Here is a 17,506-nt window from a genome sequence, read left to right as displayed (position 1 = left end):
GAGAGGCGAAATATATTATAATATGTCTAAATATATGTGTGAGGAGAATTGCTGTTGAAAATGGAAATAGATAAAAACGAAGATAAGATAATAAGGAAAAAAATACTTTCAATGATTTTACCAGTGACTATGGAAAATATTTTGCAGATGATGGCAGGGTTTATCTCTATGGCTATGATAGGAAGAATAGATGCTGTAGCGATAGGTTCTCTTGGAATAAGCAATAGAATCACTCAAGTAGTTTGGGCTCTTTTTAAAGGAATAGCAACTGGAGCTTCAGTATTTGTAGCTCAAGCTTATGGAGCTAATGACAAACAAAAATTGAGGAAAGTAGCTCAACAAACTATTATGTCATCAGTTATATTGGTACTTGTTCTTCAGCAGATACTTTTTTGGAATGCATCTTATTTTCTAAAAATTTTCAACCCAAGTCCTTCCTTGCTTCAAAATGGCACACTACATTTAAGAACAGTTTCTTGGGGACTTCCATTTTTGACTATAGTTCTAATTGTGGCTGGAATACTTCAGGGAATGGGAAATGCTAAAACTCCTATGAAAATTGCATTGATAATGAACTTTCTAAATGTGGCGTTTGGCTATACCTTTATATTTGGACATTTCGGGTTTAAACCTATGGGAATTCAAGGGGCTGCTCTTGCTACTGTATTATCACAGGCTATTGCAGCTATTCTTGGACTTTGGGTTTTATATAGCAAGGATGGGGTTCTTTCCAATTCCCTTGGTACAAATTCTTTTAAATTAGATAGAAAAGAAGTGTTTTCTATATATAAAGTTGGAATGCCAACATCTCTTGAGTCCATATTTTGGCAAGTTGCAGCTATAATTATTACTAAAGTGATTCTTTCTTATGGAGAAGTGGCTTTTGCTGCATATCAACTGGGACTTCAGGCAGAGTCTATTTCCTATATGCCAGCTGCAGGATTTGGCGTAGCAGCTACTACTTTTATAGGTCAGTCCTTAGGTTCTGGAAACAGAGAAATGGGTAAAAAATATTTAAAACAACTCACTATAGGAACTTTTATCATAACTATATTTACAGGTGGGGCCCTTATCTTTTTCCCAAGACAAATCATGAGGATTTTAACTAAAGATGAAGAAGTAATAAAGATAGGAATTCAGTATTTGTTTGTCATGGGCTTTGCTCAAATTCCTCAAAACATTGCTGGAGTATTAAATGGAGCATTAAGAGGTGCTGGATATACTAAAGTTCCTATGATTGTAGCAGGAATAGGACTTTGGGGTATTAGAATTCCATTTTCATTACTCATGGCTTATTATTTCAAAAAAGGTATATTGGCACTATGGATAATAATAGCGATAGATATGACTTCAAGGCTTATAACAAGCTATGGAATATATAAATCAAAAGATATATACAGTGGAGAATTATTGATAGAGGAGCATTAGCTTCTCTTTTTGTTTTAAAACAAAGACATATTATGGTATACTAAATTTAAGAACAAAAAAGGAGGTTTTTTGATGAATATTTTAATTAAAAATGTAACTTTATTGCCAATGGGAGCTAAAAAAGAGCCAATTGAAGATACGAATATTTATATAGAAGGAGATAAAATTAAATATATAGGAGAACTTAAGGAAGATTTAAAAGTTGATAAGATTATAGATGGGGAAAATAAAGTAGCTATGCCTGGCCTTGTAAATGCTCATACTCATATATCTATGTCTCTTTTGAGAAATTATGCAGATGATGTACCTCTTTATGAATGGCTTACACAAAAGATATGGCCAGTAGAGGCAAATCTTACAGAAGAAGATGTATATTGGGGAGCGATGCTTAGTATTGCTGAAATGATTCAATCTGGAATTACTTGTTTTTCAGACATGTATTTTTTCATGGAGGAAGTAGGAAAGGCAACGGAAGAAACAGGAATTAGAGGGGTACTGTCAAGGGGAACTATAGAAGAAGAAAGTGAAGTAGTCAATAAAGAGAAATTAGATTATACAAGAAATCTATATAAAAACTGGAATGGAAAAGCTGATGGAAGAATAAAGGTTATGGTTGCACCTCATGCACCATATACTTGTAGTCCAGCTTATTTAGAAAAAATAATGGATTTAGCCAAAGAACTAGGAGCAGGAATACATATTCACCTTTCTGAAACTAAAAAAGAAGTTGAAGATAGCTTTGAACAATATAAGAAATCGCCAATAAAACATGTATATGACTTGGGACTATTTGAAATTCCAACTTTGGCTGCTCATTGTGTTCATGTATCTGATGAGGATATTGAAATACTAAGTGCAAATGGTGTAAGTGTTGTAAACAATCCAGGTAGCAATTTAAAACTTGCCAGTGGTTTTGCTCCTGTAGAAAAGATGATAAATAGAGGAGTCAATGTAGCACTTGGTACTGATGGTTCTTCAAGCAACAACAATTTGAATATGTTTGAGGAAATAAATTTGGCAGCTGTCATAAACAAAGCTGTAAATGAAAGTGCCATATCTATACCAGCTATTACAGCTATAGAAATGGCTACATCAAATGGAGCTAAAGCACTTAATTGGGAAGATGAAATTGGTTCTATAGAAGTTGGGAAAAAAGCTGATTTAATTCTTGTTGATATGAATAAACCTCATCTTTATCCAAGACACAATATAATTTCAGCTATTGCATATTCTTGTCAAGCTTCAGATGTAGAAACAGTAATAGTAGATGGAAAAATTTTAATGGAGAAATATGAATTAAAAACTATTGATATAGAAAAAGTAATGTACAATGCAGAAAAAGCTGCTCATAGTTTAGTCAATAGATAATTTAAAACCTTGAGGGAAGGTGAGATGATGGAAAAAGCTATAATTGGCGGAACTGGAGTTTATGATGTAGGGGAGGAAAGTTACACAAAAAAGGTTTCTACTGAATATGGAGAAGTAGAAATTGAAGTAGTGAAAATAGATAAAGAAGAAATAGCTTTTTTACCTCGTCATGGCAAGGGCCATTCAGTTCCTCCACATTTAATCAACTATAGAGCAAATATGATGGCACTAAAAAATATTGGAGTAAAATATATTTATGCAACAGTAGCAGTAGGGTCTATGAATGAAAAATATACTCCAGGAGATATAGTTGTCATAACAGACTTTATGGATTTTACAAAGGCAAGACCTATTACATTTTATGAAGGTGGAGAAAAGGGAGTCATTCATACAGATATGACAAATCCCTATTGTGAAAATTTAAGAGAAGTTTTTTATAGAGTTGCCAATAGAGAAAATGTTGAGATAAAAGGCGAAGGGACTTATGTATGCACCGAAGGACCTAGGTTTGAAACTGCCAGTGAAATAAATATGTATAAAATCCTTGGCGGAGATGTAGTTGGGATGACCAATGTTCCAGAAGTGATACTTGCAAAGGAATTGGGGATGTGCTATGCAGCAGTAGGAATCATAAGCAACTGGTGTACAGGAATAGAGCCTAGTGGAACCACTATTCATGATATACAAGGAGCTATGAAAGGGAAAAAAGAGATAGTTACCAAATTGTTTATAAGTGCATTCATGGAAAAATTAGATCAAGATCATTGTACATGTAAAAATTCCCTTATAAAATTGTAGGAGGTTTGAAATGACAGTTAAATATGAAAAAGAGAGAAGAGAAGTTATAAATACTGGAATAGATATGGCTAAAACGAATTTAGTTGTAGGAACTTGGGGAAATATAAGCAGAAGAATAGATGACAATTTGATAGTTATCACACCAAGTGGAATGGACTATTATTCATTGGAACCAGAAGATATAGTAGTACTTAATATGGATGGAGAAGTAGTAGATGGAAATAGAAAACCTTCTATTGAGTACAATCTACATTTGGAAGTGTACAAAAATAGAAGCGATGTAGGAGCTGTTGTCCATACTCATAGTACTTTTTGCACAGCTTTTGCTATAGCTAGAAAAGGAATACCAGGAACGGCAGAAGATTTAGTTCAAATAGTAGGTGGAGATGTGAAAGTAAGTGAATATGCTCTTCCAGGAGGAATAGAACTTGCTCACAATGCAGTGAGAGCCCTAGGGGACAGAAATGCAGTTATTTTAGCTAATCATGGAGCATTGTCAGCAGGTAGAGATTTAAAAGAAGCATTGAAGATTTCTTTGATACTGGAAAAGACAGCAGAAGCCACAATATATGCTCAAATATTGGGTGGAGCAGTTTCTCTTTCTCAAAGCGATGTAGATTTCATGAGAGACTTTTATTTAAATAAATACGGTCAGAGATAGAAAAAATTTCACCTCTAAAGTGCATTTGAATATTATATATTAGGTAACTTTGGAGGTGATTTTTTATGGATTATGGATATTATGATTATGGATATTATATTGGGCTTGTAAAAAGGCTTGAAGAGTATATTCAAAATGAACTAGAAGATAGTGATTATTATAAAGGTTTGGCTAAACTAGCTCCAACAGAACTTTCAAAAGAAATAATTCTTAGGCTCAGTGAGGATGAAGCAATGCATGCTGAAAATCTTCAAAGAACCTATTATATGATAACAGGAAGATATTATACAATAGAACCAATAGAACCAGTAGTTATTTCTGATTATGAAGATGCTTTAAAACAACGTGTACTGGCAGAAACAAACGATTATAAAAAATATGGAGAAGAATATCTTATGGCTCCAAATAAATATTTAAAAGATTTATTCTTTAATACAAGAACGGTAGAGGCTCAACATGCCATGAGAATTTCCATATTGTTTGAAGAAGACTAGTAGCAATTTATTTTTTATTCAAAATTTATAGTGAAACTTATATTTGTAGAAGGATTAAGTGTTATAGTTAAGGTGACTGATTTTTCTTCACTTCTTGTGGCTTGATCAAAAGTTAAACTAAAGGGTATATTCATTTTTATCAATAAATTTATAGCAGCATTTAGCTGCTCTATTTTTATGAAGTCATTGTCAATTATTTTTTGAAAAATAGAGGTAGACAAAATATTTAAAATATCTTCATTTATCATTTTTTAGCCCCCCAACAATATCTACAATATTATATGTTAAAGATAAGGCCGGGGTTCAGACCAAACCATCCTCTTGTGTCATTGTGTTTATGCATAAGATTTTTTCTTGTTGTGCTTGTCCCTCATGAAGAAGAATATACTTGCTATAAATCTCAAAATTCCTATAATTACTAGTGCAACTTTTATATTGGTTGCATCTTTTATTGCAATACCAAGTATTGGAGCTATGGCAGATATTATGGCTATAAAAGTATTGTAAACGGCAATATATATAGTTCTATTTTTCTTTGGTGTTACTTCTAGCAATATATTAAAAAGTATCAATGTAGTACCTGCTACAGAAATGCCTACAATTATATTGAATAGTACCAATTGTTTTATAGAATTGGACAACGCATACAATATAGGAGTGATTCCCATCCCCATTATAGCAATACTTAAGGCTAGACTGTTTCCTTTTTTGTCAGCAAGTTTTGCCCATTTTGTATATGCTACAATAGATGAAATATTGCTAGCTATAGAAATGGCACTAAGCCAAATTTCATTGGCCTTAAGTACCTTTATAGAATATATGCTAAATAGTGGTTGAGCACCCATCCATCCTATGTGAAAGAAAATAGAGCAAAGAGAAAAAATTATAAAATCCTTTTCTTTTGGAATATTTTTCAAAGTTTCTTTTAGAGAATTTATATAATATTTGTCTTTGCTTTTATTTTTCTTCATTCCTCTAAATTTAAAGTAGGATACAACTTCTCCCATAGATACAACAAATGCTATGGCAAAAAATATTTGATATAAATGAATAGCATCTTCGTTGGTTTTAGGAACTTTTGTGAGGAGTTCTCCAGATAAAAAGGTAACTATCATGCCAAATATGGTAGCGTACCTATTTCTAAGACCCATGGCCTTTCCTCTATCTTCAGGAAGAAATATATCACCAATACTGGATTGAAAGCCCATAGTTCCAATTGAGCCAGGCAAATTCATAAGGCCTATTAGCATTACAAACAAAGTGGCTTGATTTACTCCTTTGAAAAATGGAACACAGGCTAATAGTATATAAAAAAGTTTATGTATAGTCATGATGAAGCCAGTGATTTTTTTCTTATCCTTATAGCTTTCTATAAGAATAGCCCCAGGAATAAATGCAAATATACTGACAAAATGAGGCAAACTAGTTAAATAAGCAATTTCATAGTCTGTAGCACCCAATCTTTCAGCAAACTTTGCAAAATAAGGATTGACTAAATTTAATGCTATAGTAGCTAAAATTCCATTTACAATATTTACATTTATATTATAATCAACCAATCTATCTCTAAAAGAACAATATTCCTTTTTCATGTAATCACCCTTTTAAGTAAAATTTAGAGTCACCAAATATTATATATCAATAGTTAAATTATTTCCATATAGGATATGAAGAGCTTTATTTAAATATTTAAACAAATTCAAACAAATAGCCCTAAAATCTTATTTAAAATAGATTATAAAATATAGTATAATCTAAATAAGGGAGGGCTTGAAAATGTTTTCAAAAGATATAGATTTAGATGAGAATATAATTCTTAAAAATAAAATTCCCATACTAATAAACGATGAAAATTGGATAAAATTATTTTCTGATGTAGATGATAAATATATAAAAAGCCATAAAGAAGAATTGGAAGAGCTTTTAAAAGAACAAAAGAAAATTGAAAATGAAATTTCCAGCTTGCAAAGAGAAAAATTGAAATGCATGAAGATGATATTGGGAATATCTGATGCTGTAAACAATGAGGAAAAAGTAGAATCGGTATCTCTATTAGATGAATATAGCGAAAAAATATATGGAATAAATGACAAAATAGATGATTTAACTTTTCAATTAGAGACCATACCCAAAGAAATAAGAGAAGCAAATTATGAACTTTTAAAAGCTACAGTTAAATATGGTTATAGAGAATTAAAAACAAAGGAAAAGAAGCTAGAAGAAACTACAGAAGAACTTGAAGAACTTAAAGAAAGATTAAAAGAACTTATAAATGAAAAACATGATTATGAAGAATGGGTAAGTGGGACCTATACATTTTTACATGGGATGCTTGGAAATAAGGAAATGGAAAAGCTAGACGAACAAATATTAGATTAGAAAGGAGCACATATGAAAACCAAAATATTTTTTCTCATACTCCTTGTAATTGGAGTGTTAGAAATATTTTTTAATTTTTTCTCATCAATTATATACAATAAGATATTAAAAAAGAAAAATACCGAAATAAGTGAAAAATTAGATACAGGAATAAAATTATTTTTTGTAGCTATATTTTTTATAGGACTTATTTATTTTTTGGTACAATTTGTACAAGTAATGGCAAGACTATTTGGAATTTCCTTAGATAAAGGAATTTTGGACATTTTTAAATAGAAAGGGAAGAGTTATGATTAAAGGTATAGGAATAGATATTGTTCAAGTAGAAAGAATAGAAAATATTTTAAATAAGAACAAAGAGGGCTTTTTAAACAAGGTTTTTACATCTAAAGAAATTGAATATATCAGATATAAAAATGGAAATCATAGGACAATTGGAGGAATGTTTGCCTCGAAAGAGGCAGTAAGCAAAGTATTTGGGACAGGTATAGGAAAGGTAGGATTAAAAGAAATAGAAATTGATCATGATGAATTTGACAAGCCCATTGTAAACTTTAATGGAAAGGCTTTGGAACTTATGAAGAAAAAAGGGATAGAAAATATACATTTATCTATAAGTCACGAAAAAGAATATGCTGTGGCTATAGCTGTTGGAGAAGGAAATATATATTTTAAATGCGATGAAAAAATAAAAGGGTTGCTTCCCAAAAGAGAAAAAAATAGTCATAAAGGAACTTATGGAAGAATAGGTATAATTGCAGGGAGTTCTGGGATGACAGGGGCACCTTGTCTAGCCAGTCAAGCAGCTTTGAGAAGTGGAAGTGGACTTGTATATACAATAGTGCCTAAATCCTTAGCCTCTATTGTATCTATAAAACTTACAGAAGCTATAGTTGTACCTATTGAAGATTGTGGGAAGGGCTATTTTTCAATGGAGTCTATAGAAGAATTGCTGAAAACTATTCAAAATTTAGATGCAATTGGATTGGGACCTGGATTGGGAGTGAATTTTGAAACGAGAAAAGTAGTTGAAGAAATACTTAAAGAAACAGAAAAACCCATTGTACTAGATGCAGATGGGCTAAATTGTATTTCTCAAAATCCAAGTATTCTTTCAAATAGAAAAAATACTGTTATTACACCTCATCCAGGAGAACTATCAAGACTTATTGATATAAATATAGGTGAAATACAAAAGAATAGAGAAAAATACTGCAAAGAGACTTCTCAAAAATACAATACAATTACAGTTTTAAAAGGCTCAAATACACTGGTATCCGCAGAAAATGGAGAAATTTACATGAATCATACAGGAAATCCTGGAATGGCAACAGCAGGTAGTGGAGATGTATTGACAGGTATGATAACTAGCTTTATAGGCCAAGGTATTGAAGTTTTAAATTCATCTATTTTGGGAGTATACTGTCATGGACTAGCAGGAGATTTGGCAGAAATGGAAAAAGGTGAATATGGTCTAATTGCCAGAGATATAATAGAATATATTCCAAAGGCTATTAAAACCCTTCAAGTATTTTAAAAAAAGGTTGGGATATTTTAATGAAAAAGATATTGGTTGGTTTGGTATTGGTTGTTTCTATACTTATGACTTCATGTGGTAAACCAACTGATGAAATTGTTTTAAATGAAATGAACCAAACTTTAAAAAAATTTAAAAACTATAAATGTATATCAAGTGTAGTAGTTAAGAGCAACAAGGGACAATCGAAATATAAATATAAAGAAACTTTTGTGAAGCCAGATAAAATTAAATTAGAAATTATTGAGCCAAAAGAAAGTTTTGGGTGTATAATTATATATGATGGCTCTCAAATTTTTTTAAGACATCCCAACATAAGTCAAACCATTTCCATGAAAAATATAAACTCACTCAACAAAGACTTTTTTATAGGCAACTTTTTCATGAACTTAAGCCTTTTAGAAGAACCTAAATTTCAAACAGAAAAAATAGGCAGGGAAGAGTACATAATATTTAGTATTGACATACCAGCTCAAAACAAGTACAGGTGGAGTGAAAAAGCTTGGATAAATAAAAAAGATTTCACTCCATATAAACTGGAAATCTTAAACAAAGAGGGGGAAGTGAATACCGAAATTTTTTATGAACAGTTCAATTATGATGTCTTGCTAGATACTGATTTATAAGGGGGCAAACTAAAATTGAAGGGTTTAGAAGATATTCGACCAACATGGGCTGAAATCGACTTAGACAATTTAGCTCACAATATGAGAGAAGTGAGAAGAATTGTCGAAGAAGATATATCAGTCATGGCTGTTGTCAAAGCCAATGCATATGGTCACGGTTCCATTGAAACTTCTAAAGTTTTTCTTGAAAATGGGGCTTGCTATTTAGCAGTAGCCACATTAGGAGAAGCAATAGAGTTGAGGAGAGCTGGTATTAGTGCACCAATACTTATATTAGGCTATGTGAAAAATTCACAACATCATATAGCAGTAGAAGAAGATATAACTGAAACTATTTACAATATGGAAAGTGCAAAATGCTTATCAGATGCAGCTGAAAAATTAAAAAGAAAAGCTAAAGTCCATATAAAAATTGATTCAGGTATGGGGAGAATAGGGTTTAGGCCAGATGAAAAGTCCATTGAAGAAATAGTGCATATATGCCGACTTCCAAATCTTGAAGTTGAAGGAATATTCACTCATTTTGCAAAGGCAGATGAACTAGATAAAACTTTTACAATAGAGCAATATGAAAAATTCCAATGGACTATAAAAGAATTAGAAAATAGAGGTTTAAACATTCCCATTAAACATGCTTCAAATAGTGCTGCTATTATTGATTTGCCAGAGTACAATTTAAATATGGTAAGAGGCGGTATAATGCTTTATGGTCTCTACCCATCTGATGAAGTAATTAAAGAAAAAGTAAAGTTAAAACCTGCCATGACATTAAAAGCCGAAATATCAAATATAAAAGTAGTTCCAAAAGGGACTGGAATTAGCTATGGCCAAATATTTGTTACAGAAAGAGAAAGTAAAATAGCTACTATCCCTATAGGATATGCAGATGGATTTACAAGACTTTTGACTTCAAAAGCTGAAGTAGCAATAAAAGGACAAAGAGTACCTGTAGTAGGTAAAATTTGCATGGATCAGTCTATGGTCGATGTGACAGATGTAGAAAACGTGTCTTTAGGGGACGAAGTAATTCTATTTGGAGATGGAAGCTTTGGAGTTCCTCATATTGATGAAGTAGCTGAAATATTAGGTACCATAAGTTATGAAGTATTGTGTATGGTTGGAAGAAGAGTTCCTAGAGTTTACATCAAAGATAAAAAAATTGTAAAAGTTGTAGATTATTTGTTGGACTAATAAAAACTTGCATAATATATTCAAATTGTTGACACAATTATAGTTAATAAATATAATTGATTTGGTACTATTAAATATTGGGGTCATAAATTTTTGTTTTTTTAATATATATTTATAATACATTTGGAGGCTTATCTTTTGTTTGGTTGTGGGGGGAATCTCAAAAGGCTTGGGGGTGCAATTGTTAATGGCTGAAACCAAAAGGATCATGATAAGTTTGCCTGATAGTTTGTTAGAAGAAGTTGATTTTATAGTTTCTATTGAGAAAAAAAACAGGAGTGAGTTAGTGAGAGAAGCCATGAAATTATACATCAGAGAAAAGAAAAGAGTAGATATATGCGAGAAAATGAAAACTGGCTATAAGGAAATGAGCAAGATAAATAGTAGTCTTGCAGAAATGGGCATGGAACAAGATATGAGAGAGCTGTATATTTATGAAGCGAAACTTACAGGGTGTGAAAAAGTGTGATAGTTAAAAGAGGAGATATTTTTTATGCTGATTTGAGCCCAGTTGTAGGTTCGGAGCAAGGTGGAGTTAGACCTGTTCTTGTCATACAAAATGACATAGGGAACAAATATAGCCCTACTATCATTATTGCGGCTATTACTTCTCAGATAAATAAGGCTAAACTTCCTACCCATGTTGAAATAAACGCTCCTGAATATGGGCTACCTAAAGATTCAGTAGTTTTATTGGAACAAATTAGAACAATAGATAAAAAAAGGCTACGAGAAAAAATTGGTAGATTCAATGACGATATGATGGACAAAGTCGATGAATGTATAAAAATAAGTCTTGGACTTGTAGATTTATAAAGAATAATTTTTAATAAGCATGGATGACATGCTTATTTTTTTGGGAAATTTCCTGGGAAATATATGCTAGATATTTAAAATACACTAAATCTATAGTATAATCTAATGAAGGAGGAATTGAGATGAAAAAGAAAAATATCATATTATCATCAATCATTATTTTGACAATAATATTTAGTATGGGGATTATAGCTTTTTCTGAACCAGGTTCACAAGATGATCCATTAGTTACATTAAGTTATGTAGAAAAACAAATTAGAGAAATTAAATCTTATGTTGACCAAAAGATAGCAAACAGTAGTTCATCCAATTCTACTCTTGTAGTAGTAGAAATAGAAAGTGGACAATCTATTGTAGGAAAGGCTGGAACGGAAATAATTCTTCGTGGTGGCAAGGCTACTACAATTGCAGGAGAACTAGGTGGACTTTCAGATATCACAGATGGAAAAGATTTAAAAATGGGAGAAAGAGTACCAGCAAATCATATGCTCATCGTTCCAAGAAGTGATGGGAGAGGAGTTTATGCTGAAACTCATGCTATATTTATGATTCGTGGAGATTATGAAATAAATTATTAGGGGAGAGAAGGGATAAAATTGGCTGAAATAAGACCTTATAGACATGGAGATGAAGAACAAATTGTAAATCTTTTCAATGAGGTTTTTGGGAAAAACAGACAACTAGAGCATTGGCGTTGGCAGTTTTTAGAAAGTCCTTATGGACAAACTGCAATGGCATTGGCAGATGAAGATGGAAGGATAATAGGACAATGTACTTTGATGCCATCAAAAATGCAAGTAGGAGATAGAGAAATATTGGGCGGTCAGTCAATAGATGCAATGGTTGACAAGGATTTTAGAAGAATGGGATATTATGAAAAATTGGCTTTTTATTCTTACGATTTAGGGAGAGAGATGGGGATTAAATTTAGATATGGATTTCCAAGCAAAGAGGCCTTGCAGGGAATACTTGAGAAGCTAGGGGGGAAATTGGTTTGTGATATTCCACTATATATGGATGTATATAGATTAGATAGATTTGCTTCATATTTTCTGAAAAGTAGGACATTGTCCATGATATTGACTGGGCCTGTAAAGTTTTTTATATGGCTATTTAAGGGCAAGAAAGTGAAAAGCAAAGAGAAATATGAATTTGAAGAAATCAAAAGTTTTGACCATAGATTTGATGAATTGTGGAGTAGAATAAATAAAAATTATGGTACTATGACTACTAGAGAAAGTTCTTTTTTGAATTGGAGAATTGCAAATCATCCTAGTGTTTCATATAAAACTTTTGCAGCTACAAAAGATGGACAACTTAAAGGATATATTGTCCTTAAAGATGAAGAAAAACTTGTACGTGGAAAGTATCCATTGAAAATAGGAAGTATTGTGGATATAATTGGAGAAGATGAGGATAGCTATATTGCTCTTTATGAAAGGGCAAAAGAATATTTTAAATCTATAAATGTAGATTTTGTATTGTGTTGGATTCTTGATGGAATGTATCGTGGAGATACTTTGAAAAAATTAGGATTTATGAAAACCAAAAGTAGAATTCCTTTTGCAGTAAAAAATTTGACTGACGATTCTAGTATTGATGAATATATTTTCAAAGAAGAAAATTGGTACCTAATGCCTATTGAAGCAGATACTTATTAGGGGGTTTTGGAATGGCAAAGAAAATTGTAAAGGCAATTTTAAAATATCCTTTAATTTTAATAAATCGTATATATACTTATTTTTATTACAAGAATAGTGATAAAAGAGATAATTATTTAGTTGATGATATGTTTGAAGGGAAAAAGAAAGTTTTAATATTTGCTCCTCATGTAGATGATGAGACTATAGGAGCTGGTGGAACCATCATAAGACATAAAAACAATTTAGATAAAATGGCTCTTGTGTACATTTCTGATGGAGGAGGCAGTACTTCAGAACTGTCTAGAGAAGAAGTAGTTTTAGAAAGAAAAAATGAGGGGAAATGTTTAAAGGAAACATTAGGAATTGAAAATTTGTATTTTTTAGATGAACCTGATGGAAGCGTAAACTCATCCAATGAAGAATTAATAGAAAAAATTGTTCAAATACTTGAAATAGAAAAACCAGATATCATATATACTCCTTTTATAGTTGATGGTCATAGAGATCATGTAGAGACTACGATTGCTGCAATAAAGGCAATAGAAAAATGGGACAGTGAATTTGAAAGCATATATATGTATGAAGTAAATAGTCCTATACTTCCTAGTACAGTCAATGCTTTATGTATTATGGATGAAAAACTCTACAGTGAAAAGGAAGAACTATATAAAATATTTACATCTCAATGGGCTATGGGTTTCAGCGTGTTTTCTCTTTTAAACAGGAGAAAAAAATTGATAGCTGGACAAGGATATGGTGCAGAGGTATTTGTCAAATCCAATGTTGAAAAGGCAAGAAAGGCACTAGAAGTTATTTTGGAAAGAGGATTTAAACCAGAACAATTTAAACAGTTAAGTAGTGAGTACAACTTGCTTGTAGCTTATAGACAAAATAGTCAATTGAAAAATGAGTACAATACCTTGGTAGATAAAGTAATAACTGAAGAGTTTGCTAGAAGATAAAATGGTGTAGGACCATAGATATTATTGTGATATAATATAGACTATGCTTATTTCTATTCTATTTGAAAGGAGGAAGCTCATATTTAGAGCTATAATACAATGAAGGTACTTCATCTTATAAGCGGTGGCGATACTGGGGGGGCTAAAACCCATGTAATCTCACTGGTTAAAGGCCTTGAGAAATATGCGGATGTAAAGATTATTTGCTTTATAGAAGATGCTTTTTATAGAGAAGCGATAGAAGCAGGATTAAATATTGAGGTATTTAAGCAGAAGAAAAGATATGATATGTCTGTTATATCTCGTCTCAAAGAGGAAATATTAAAAGAAGATTATGATATCATCCATTGTCATGGGGCAAGGGCAAATTTCATTGCCATGTTTCTTAAAAGCAGGGTAAACAAGCCCTTCATAACTACAGTACATAGTGATTATAAATTGGATTTCAAAGATAATCCCTATAAAAAAATAGTATATACAGCAATTAATTCAACTGCCCTTAAAAAATTTGATTACTACATTGCTATTTCTTCAAATTTCAAAAGGATGCTTATTGATAGAGGATTTGATGAACACAAAATATTTACTGCTTACAATGGCATTGACATGGAAAGCAAGATAGATTTTGTAGAGAAAGATGAATTCTTAAAAAGATATGGAATTGATGGAAGAGATAAAACTATTGTGGGAATTGCAGCTAGACTTGATTTAGTCAAAGATCATGACACTTTCATAAAAGCTGCATATAAAGTACTTGAAAATAGAAAAGATGTTATATTTTTAATTGCTGGAAAAGGAAATGAAGAAAAAAGACTTATATCCATGGTGGAAGAACTTGGTATCAGTCAATATGTGTACTTTCTAGGGTATGTCAAAGATCCCTATTCTTTTTTCAATGCAATAGATATAAATGTTCTCACATCTGTAAGCGAAAGTTTTCCTTATGTAATTCTTGAAGGTGCAAGGCTTAAAAAGCCTATCATCAGCACAGATGTTGGAGGAATAGGAGATTTAATCAAAAATGGGCACAATGGTTGGTTGATAAATGTAGGAGATGCAGATGCTCTTTCTAGATGTATCAATTCTTTTCTTGAAGACAAAAATAGAATAAAGATTCTAGGGGAAAATTTATATGAAACTGTAAAATCTGGTTTTTCATCACAGAAAATGGCCTTAGATCATTTTGAAATATATGAAAAAATATTGGAAAGCAGGAGGTAAAAGTATGAAGATAATAAATGAGAAAGGAAAATTATTTGGGATAATAAATGTCATTGATCTAATTGTTTTAGTAATACTTGCATTGCTTATAAGTGGTGGAGTAAAGAGATTTAGAAATGCTAAACCAGAAATGGTATCAGAACCTAAAAAGACATTGGTTACAGTAGAAGTTTCAGAAGTAAGAAAAGCTACTATTGATGGACTTGTAGTTGGTGATCCTCTATACCACTATGACAAGGGGAATTATTTTGGAAAAATAGTAGATGTAAAAGTTGATAGCTATAAAGAACCTGTTGAAAGTAATGGAAAATGGGTTTTAGCTGATGTCCCAGAAAAATATGTTGCTACTCTTACAGTTGAAGCAGATGGAATAGAAACCAACGATGCCATAATAGTAGGTGGAGAACAAACTAGAATTGGTCATCAGTTTAGATTGAAAAACAAGAGAGTAGCAGTATTTGGTACCATATTGAGTGTGGAAATTGAGTAGTATTGGAGTGATATTATGTATAGTAGTATTACTGTAACGGTTTTAGCAAAAATTTGGTCTGCAATTCAACTAGGATATGAACACAGCTTTTTTAAGAAAATAATGGATGCTATAAGTAAGGGATTTGAGTATATAAGCAGAGGCTCAAAATTTTTACGACTATTTTCTTCAAACAGAAAAATGGCAGGAGAAACTTTGTTCTATAAAATCTATTGCAAATTTATTGATTTAATATATAAAATTATAGAAGCTATTAGAAAATTCATCAACAAGGTAAAAGACGGCAGTATTTTAGATAGTAGTGCAACTGTATTGTTTAGAGATGAAATTGAAATTCAAAACACATTTGCAGTGTTTTCACTTTTCTTTGGATTGACAGTGTTTATTTTCAATGCTGTCAGAGGAAAGTTTTTAGGTAAATCATTTTATGTATCTATTTTTGTAATATTGATAGGTATATTTGGATTGAAACGTGAAGGTGGATACAAGATGCTTTTAGAAGAAAGTAAATCTTTTAAATTTTTAAAGAGCATATTTACTATGGATAAGGGAGGAGAAAGATGGTGGTAGAAAAATTAAAACAAAGAGAGTTAATCCTTCCCATATTGCTAGGAATAGTATTTGGACTTATTTATTTTAAACTTCCTTTAAAATATTTTGTGTTTTTATTTGCAGGATTTTTAGTAGTTGTTGCAACATTACATGATGTGAGAATAGGTGCTTTTTCGGCTGTATTTATAATGCCTTATATGCCTGATATTCTAAATCTTGTGTTTATGTTATTTGTATTGGCTGCATTTATATATAGGGGAACTTTTAGAAGTGTAAGTCCTCTAACTAAAAATTCTATAGATATGCCTATTGCACTTTTTGCTATTGCAATTTTTATTTCCACTATTACATCCATAAATGTTCAAGGAAGTTTTAGAGACTTAGCCATTCATTTAGTATCTTTGAGCTTTGTATTTGTCATAAGCAATACAATAAAGAAAAAGGAGGATTTAAATATACTCCTTACAACCATGGTTTTTACAGCAGTATTGGTTTCATTATATGGATTGTATCAATATAAAGTTGGAATAAAAATGGAAGACAAATGGCTTGATGTCTCAAACAATTCAGGAATTACAACTAGAGTTTTTTCTGTATTTGGAAATCCCAATATATTGGCTGAATATTTGATAATGACTACCCCTATCTCCATTGCTCTTTTCTGGGAGACTAAAGAGATGCACAAGAAGTTTATTTTTCTATTGACTTCTCTTCTTTTGATGGGGACTTTGGTATTGACTTTTTCCAGAGGTGGATGGGTTGGATTTGCCTTTGGTATAATGGTATTTATTTTACTTGTAGAAAAAAGACTATTTTTGTTGTTGATACCACTAGGACTTGGTGCTATGAAATTTTTGCCTCCAACAGTATTAAATAGAATATTGAGCATTGGAAACTTTGCAGATTCATCCAACAATTATAGACTAAGAATTTGGAAAATAACGCTAGATATCATAAAAGATCACAAGATTGCTGGAGTTGGATTTGGCTATATTCCATTTAAGCAGACATTTGAAACTTATATAAGGACTATGCCTGCGTATCATGCTCACAATACCTATCTTGAGACTATGGCAGAAATGGGTATTCCAGGCCTTATAGTGTTGATAATACTTATAGTTATACTATATAAATACTCTATAAAAACTCTAGTGAAAGGTCAAGATAGATGGACCAAAATCATTTCAGCAGGTGTACTTTCAGGTATAAGTGCTTTACTTGCTCAAGGAGCTGTAGAAAGTGTTTTTTATTTACCTAAGATAATTATTACTTTTTGGACCTTAGTATCTTTCATACTAGTTCTTATGAGAATATCAGAAGAATCTGGGGAGATTGGTTAA

General features: G+C 31.6%; 21 protein-coding genes. 19 read left to right on the top strand and 2 right to left on the bottom strand.

Going from position 1 to position 17,506, the window contains the following annotated elements:
• Window positions 1-60 precede the first annotated feature (60 nt).
• The 5 genes from ACFWUA_RS02020 (at window position 61) to ACFWUA_RS02000 (ending at window position 4,749) form a co-directional block, all read left to right on the top strand.
• A complete protein-coding gene (locus tag ACFWUA_RS02020; RefSeq protein ID WP_416199160.1) occupies window positions 61-1,428 on the top strand; it encodes an MATE family efflux transporter in 1,368 nt (455 codons plus the stop codon).
• Between the two features lie 72 nt (window positions 1,429-1,500).
• A complete protein-coding gene (locus ACFWUA_RS02015; protein WP_416198508.1) occupies window positions 1,501-2,796 on the top strand; it encodes an amidohydrolase in 1,296 nt (431 codons plus the stop codon).
• Between the two features lie 27 nt (window positions 2,797-2,823).
• Window positions 2,824-3,594, top strand: coding sequence for an S-methyl-5'-thioinosine phosphorylase (locus tag ACFWUA_RS02010; RefSeq protein WP_416198507.1), 771 nt, complete (start codon window positions 2,824-2,826; stop codon window positions 3,592-3,594).
• 10 nt (window positions 3,595-3,604) lie between these two features.
• On the top strand, window positions 3,605-4,255 hold the full coding sequence (locus ACFWUA_RS02005) for a class II aldolase/adducin family protein (protein ID WP_416198506.1): 651 nt from the start codon (window positions 3,605-3,607) through the stop codon (window positions 4,253-4,255).
• 65 nt (window positions 4,256-4,320) lie between these two features.
• Entirely contained in the window at window positions 4,321-4,749 is a 429-nt protein-coding gene (locus tag ACFWUA_RS02000; RefSeq protein ID WP_416198505.1) for a ferritin-like domain-containing protein, read from the top strand.
• A gap of 14 nt (window positions 4,750-4,763) precedes the next feature.
• Here the strand turns inward: ACFWUA_RS02000 and ACFWUA_RS01995 are convergent, their stop codons facing one another.
• Both ACFWUA_RS01995 and ACFWUA_RS01990 read right to left on the bottom strand, forming a co-directional pair.
• Complete coding sequence (locus ACFWUA_RS01995) at window positions 4,764-4,997, bottom strand: hypothetical protein (protein WP_416198504.1); 234 nt, start codon at window positions 4,995-4,997, stop codon at window positions 4,764-4,766.
• An 87-nt stretch (window positions 4,998-5,084) separates the two neighbouring features.
• Window positions 5,085-6,341, bottom strand: a complete 1,257-nt coding sequence (locus ACFWUA_RS01990) for an MFS transporter (RefSeq protein ID WP_416198503.1) — start codon at window positions 6,339-6,341, stop codon at window positions 5,085-5,087.
• A gap of 184 nt (window positions 6,342-6,525) precedes the next feature.
• Between ACFWUA_RS01990 and ACFWUA_RS01985 the strand changes: the two genes are divergently transcribed.
• The 14 genes from ACFWUA_RS01985 (at window position 6,526) to ACFWUA_RS01920 (ending at window position 17,506) form a co-directional block, all read left to right on the top strand.
• Window positions 6,526-7,128 carry a hypothetical protein gene (locus ACFWUA_RS01985; RefSeq protein WP_416198502.1) on the top strand — a complete coding sequence of 201 codons (603 nt, stop codon included), beginning with the start codon at window positions 6,526-6,528 and terminating at the stop codon, window positions 7,126-7,128.
• 12 nt (window positions 7,129-7,140) lie between these two features.
• Window positions 7,141-7,404 (top strand): hypothetical protein, encoded by a 264-nt coding sequence (locus tag ACFWUA_RS01980; RefSeq protein ID WP_416198501.1) that lies wholly within the window; start codon window positions 7,141-7,143, stop codon window positions 7,402-7,404.
• Window positions 7,405-7,417: 13 nt separating this feature from the next.
• Window positions 7,418-8,665 (top strand): NAD(P)H-hydrate dehydratase, encoded by a 1,248-nt coding sequence (locus ACFWUA_RS01975; protein WP_416198500.1) that lies wholly within the window; start codon window positions 7,418-7,420, stop codon window positions 8,663-8,665.
• 20 nt (window positions 8,666-8,685) lie between these two features.
• Window positions 8,686-9,291 (top strand): LolA family protein, encoded by a 606-nt coding sequence (locus ACFWUA_RS01970; protein WP_416198499.1) that lies wholly within the window; start codon window positions 8,686-8,688, stop codon window positions 9,289-9,291.
• Window positions 9,292-9,306: 15 nt separating this feature from the next.
• Complete coding sequence (gene alr / locus ACFWUA_RS01965) at window positions 9,307-10,482, top strand: alanine racemase (RefSeq protein ID WP_416198498.1); 1,176 nt, start codon at window positions 9,307-9,309, stop codon at window positions 10,480-10,482.
• A 187-nt stretch (window positions 10,483-10,669) separates the two neighbouring features.
• The gene (locus tag ACFWUA_RS01960) at window positions 10,670-10,951 is read left to right on the top strand and encodes a CopG family ribbon-helix-helix protein (RefSeq protein WP_416198497.1); all 282 of its coding nucleotides are present in this window, start codon (window positions 10,670-10,672) and stop codon (window positions 10,949-10,951) included.
• Complete coding sequence (locus tag ACFWUA_RS01955) at window positions 10,948-11,298, top strand: type II toxin-antitoxin system PemK/MazF family toxin (RefSeq protein ID WP_416198496.1); 351 nt, start codon at window positions 10,948-10,950, stop codon at window positions 11,296-11,298. The genes ACFWUA_RS01960 and ACFWUA_RS01955 overlap by 4 nt, the downstream gene beginning before the upstream one ends.
• Window positions 11,299-11,420: 122 nt before the next feature.
• Complete coding sequence (locus ACFWUA_RS01950) at window positions 11,421-11,876, top strand: hypothetical protein (RefSeq protein ID WP_416198495.1); 456 nt, start codon at window positions 11,421-11,423, stop codon at window positions 11,874-11,876.
• A gap of 18 nt (window positions 11,877-11,894) precedes the next feature.
• The gene (locus tag ACFWUA_RS01945) at window positions 11,895-12,959 is read left to right on the top strand and encodes a GNAT family N-acetyltransferase (RefSeq protein WP_416198494.1); all 1,065 of its coding nucleotides are present in this window, start codon (window positions 11,895-11,897) and stop codon (window positions 12,957-12,959) included.
• A gap of 11 nt (window positions 12,960-12,970) precedes the next feature.
• Complete coding sequence (locus tag ACFWUA_RS01940; protein WP_416198493.1) at window positions 12,971-13,903, top strand: PIG-L deacetylase family protein; 933 nt, start codon at window positions 12,971-12,973, stop codon at window positions 13,901-13,903.
• 99 nt (window positions 13,904-14,002) lie between these two features.
• Window positions 14,003-15,124, top strand: a complete 1,122-nt coding sequence (locus ACFWUA_RS01935) for a glycosyltransferase (protein WP_416198492.1) — start codon at window positions 14,003-14,005, stop codon at window positions 15,122-15,124.
• A gap of 4 nt (window positions 15,125-15,128) precedes the next feature.
• The gene (locus ACFWUA_RS01930; RefSeq protein ID WP_416198491.1) at window positions 15,129-15,614 is read left to right on the top strand and encodes a DUF4330 domain-containing protein; all 486 of its coding nucleotides are present in this window, start codon (window positions 15,129-15,131) and stop codon (window positions 15,612-15,614) included.
• A 15-nt stretch (window positions 15,615-15,629) separates the two neighbouring features.
• Window positions 15,630-16,184: a hypothetical protein gene (locus ACFWUA_RS01925; protein WP_416198490.1), complete on the top strand. Its 555-nt coding sequence runs from the start codon at window positions 15,630-15,632 to the stop codon at window positions 16,182-16,184.
• Window positions 16,175-17,506: an O-antigen ligase family protein gene (locus ACFWUA_RS01920; protein WP_416198489.1), complete on the top strand. Its 1,332-nt coding sequence runs from the start codon at window positions 16,175-16,177 to the stop codon at window positions 17,504-17,506. Before ACFWUA_RS01925 ends, ACFWUA_RS01920 begins: the two co-directional genes overlap by 10 nt.

The sequence above is a fragment of the Sporanaerobacter sp. genome, from assembly GCF_047830725.1.
Taxonomy (GTDB): domain Bacteria; phylum Bacillota; class Clostridia; order Tissierellales; family Sporanaerobacteraceae; genus Sporanaerobacter.
The sequence above is the reverse complement of the archived record's forward strand: the minus strand, read 5'-3'. Positions and strand labels throughout refer to the sequence as shown.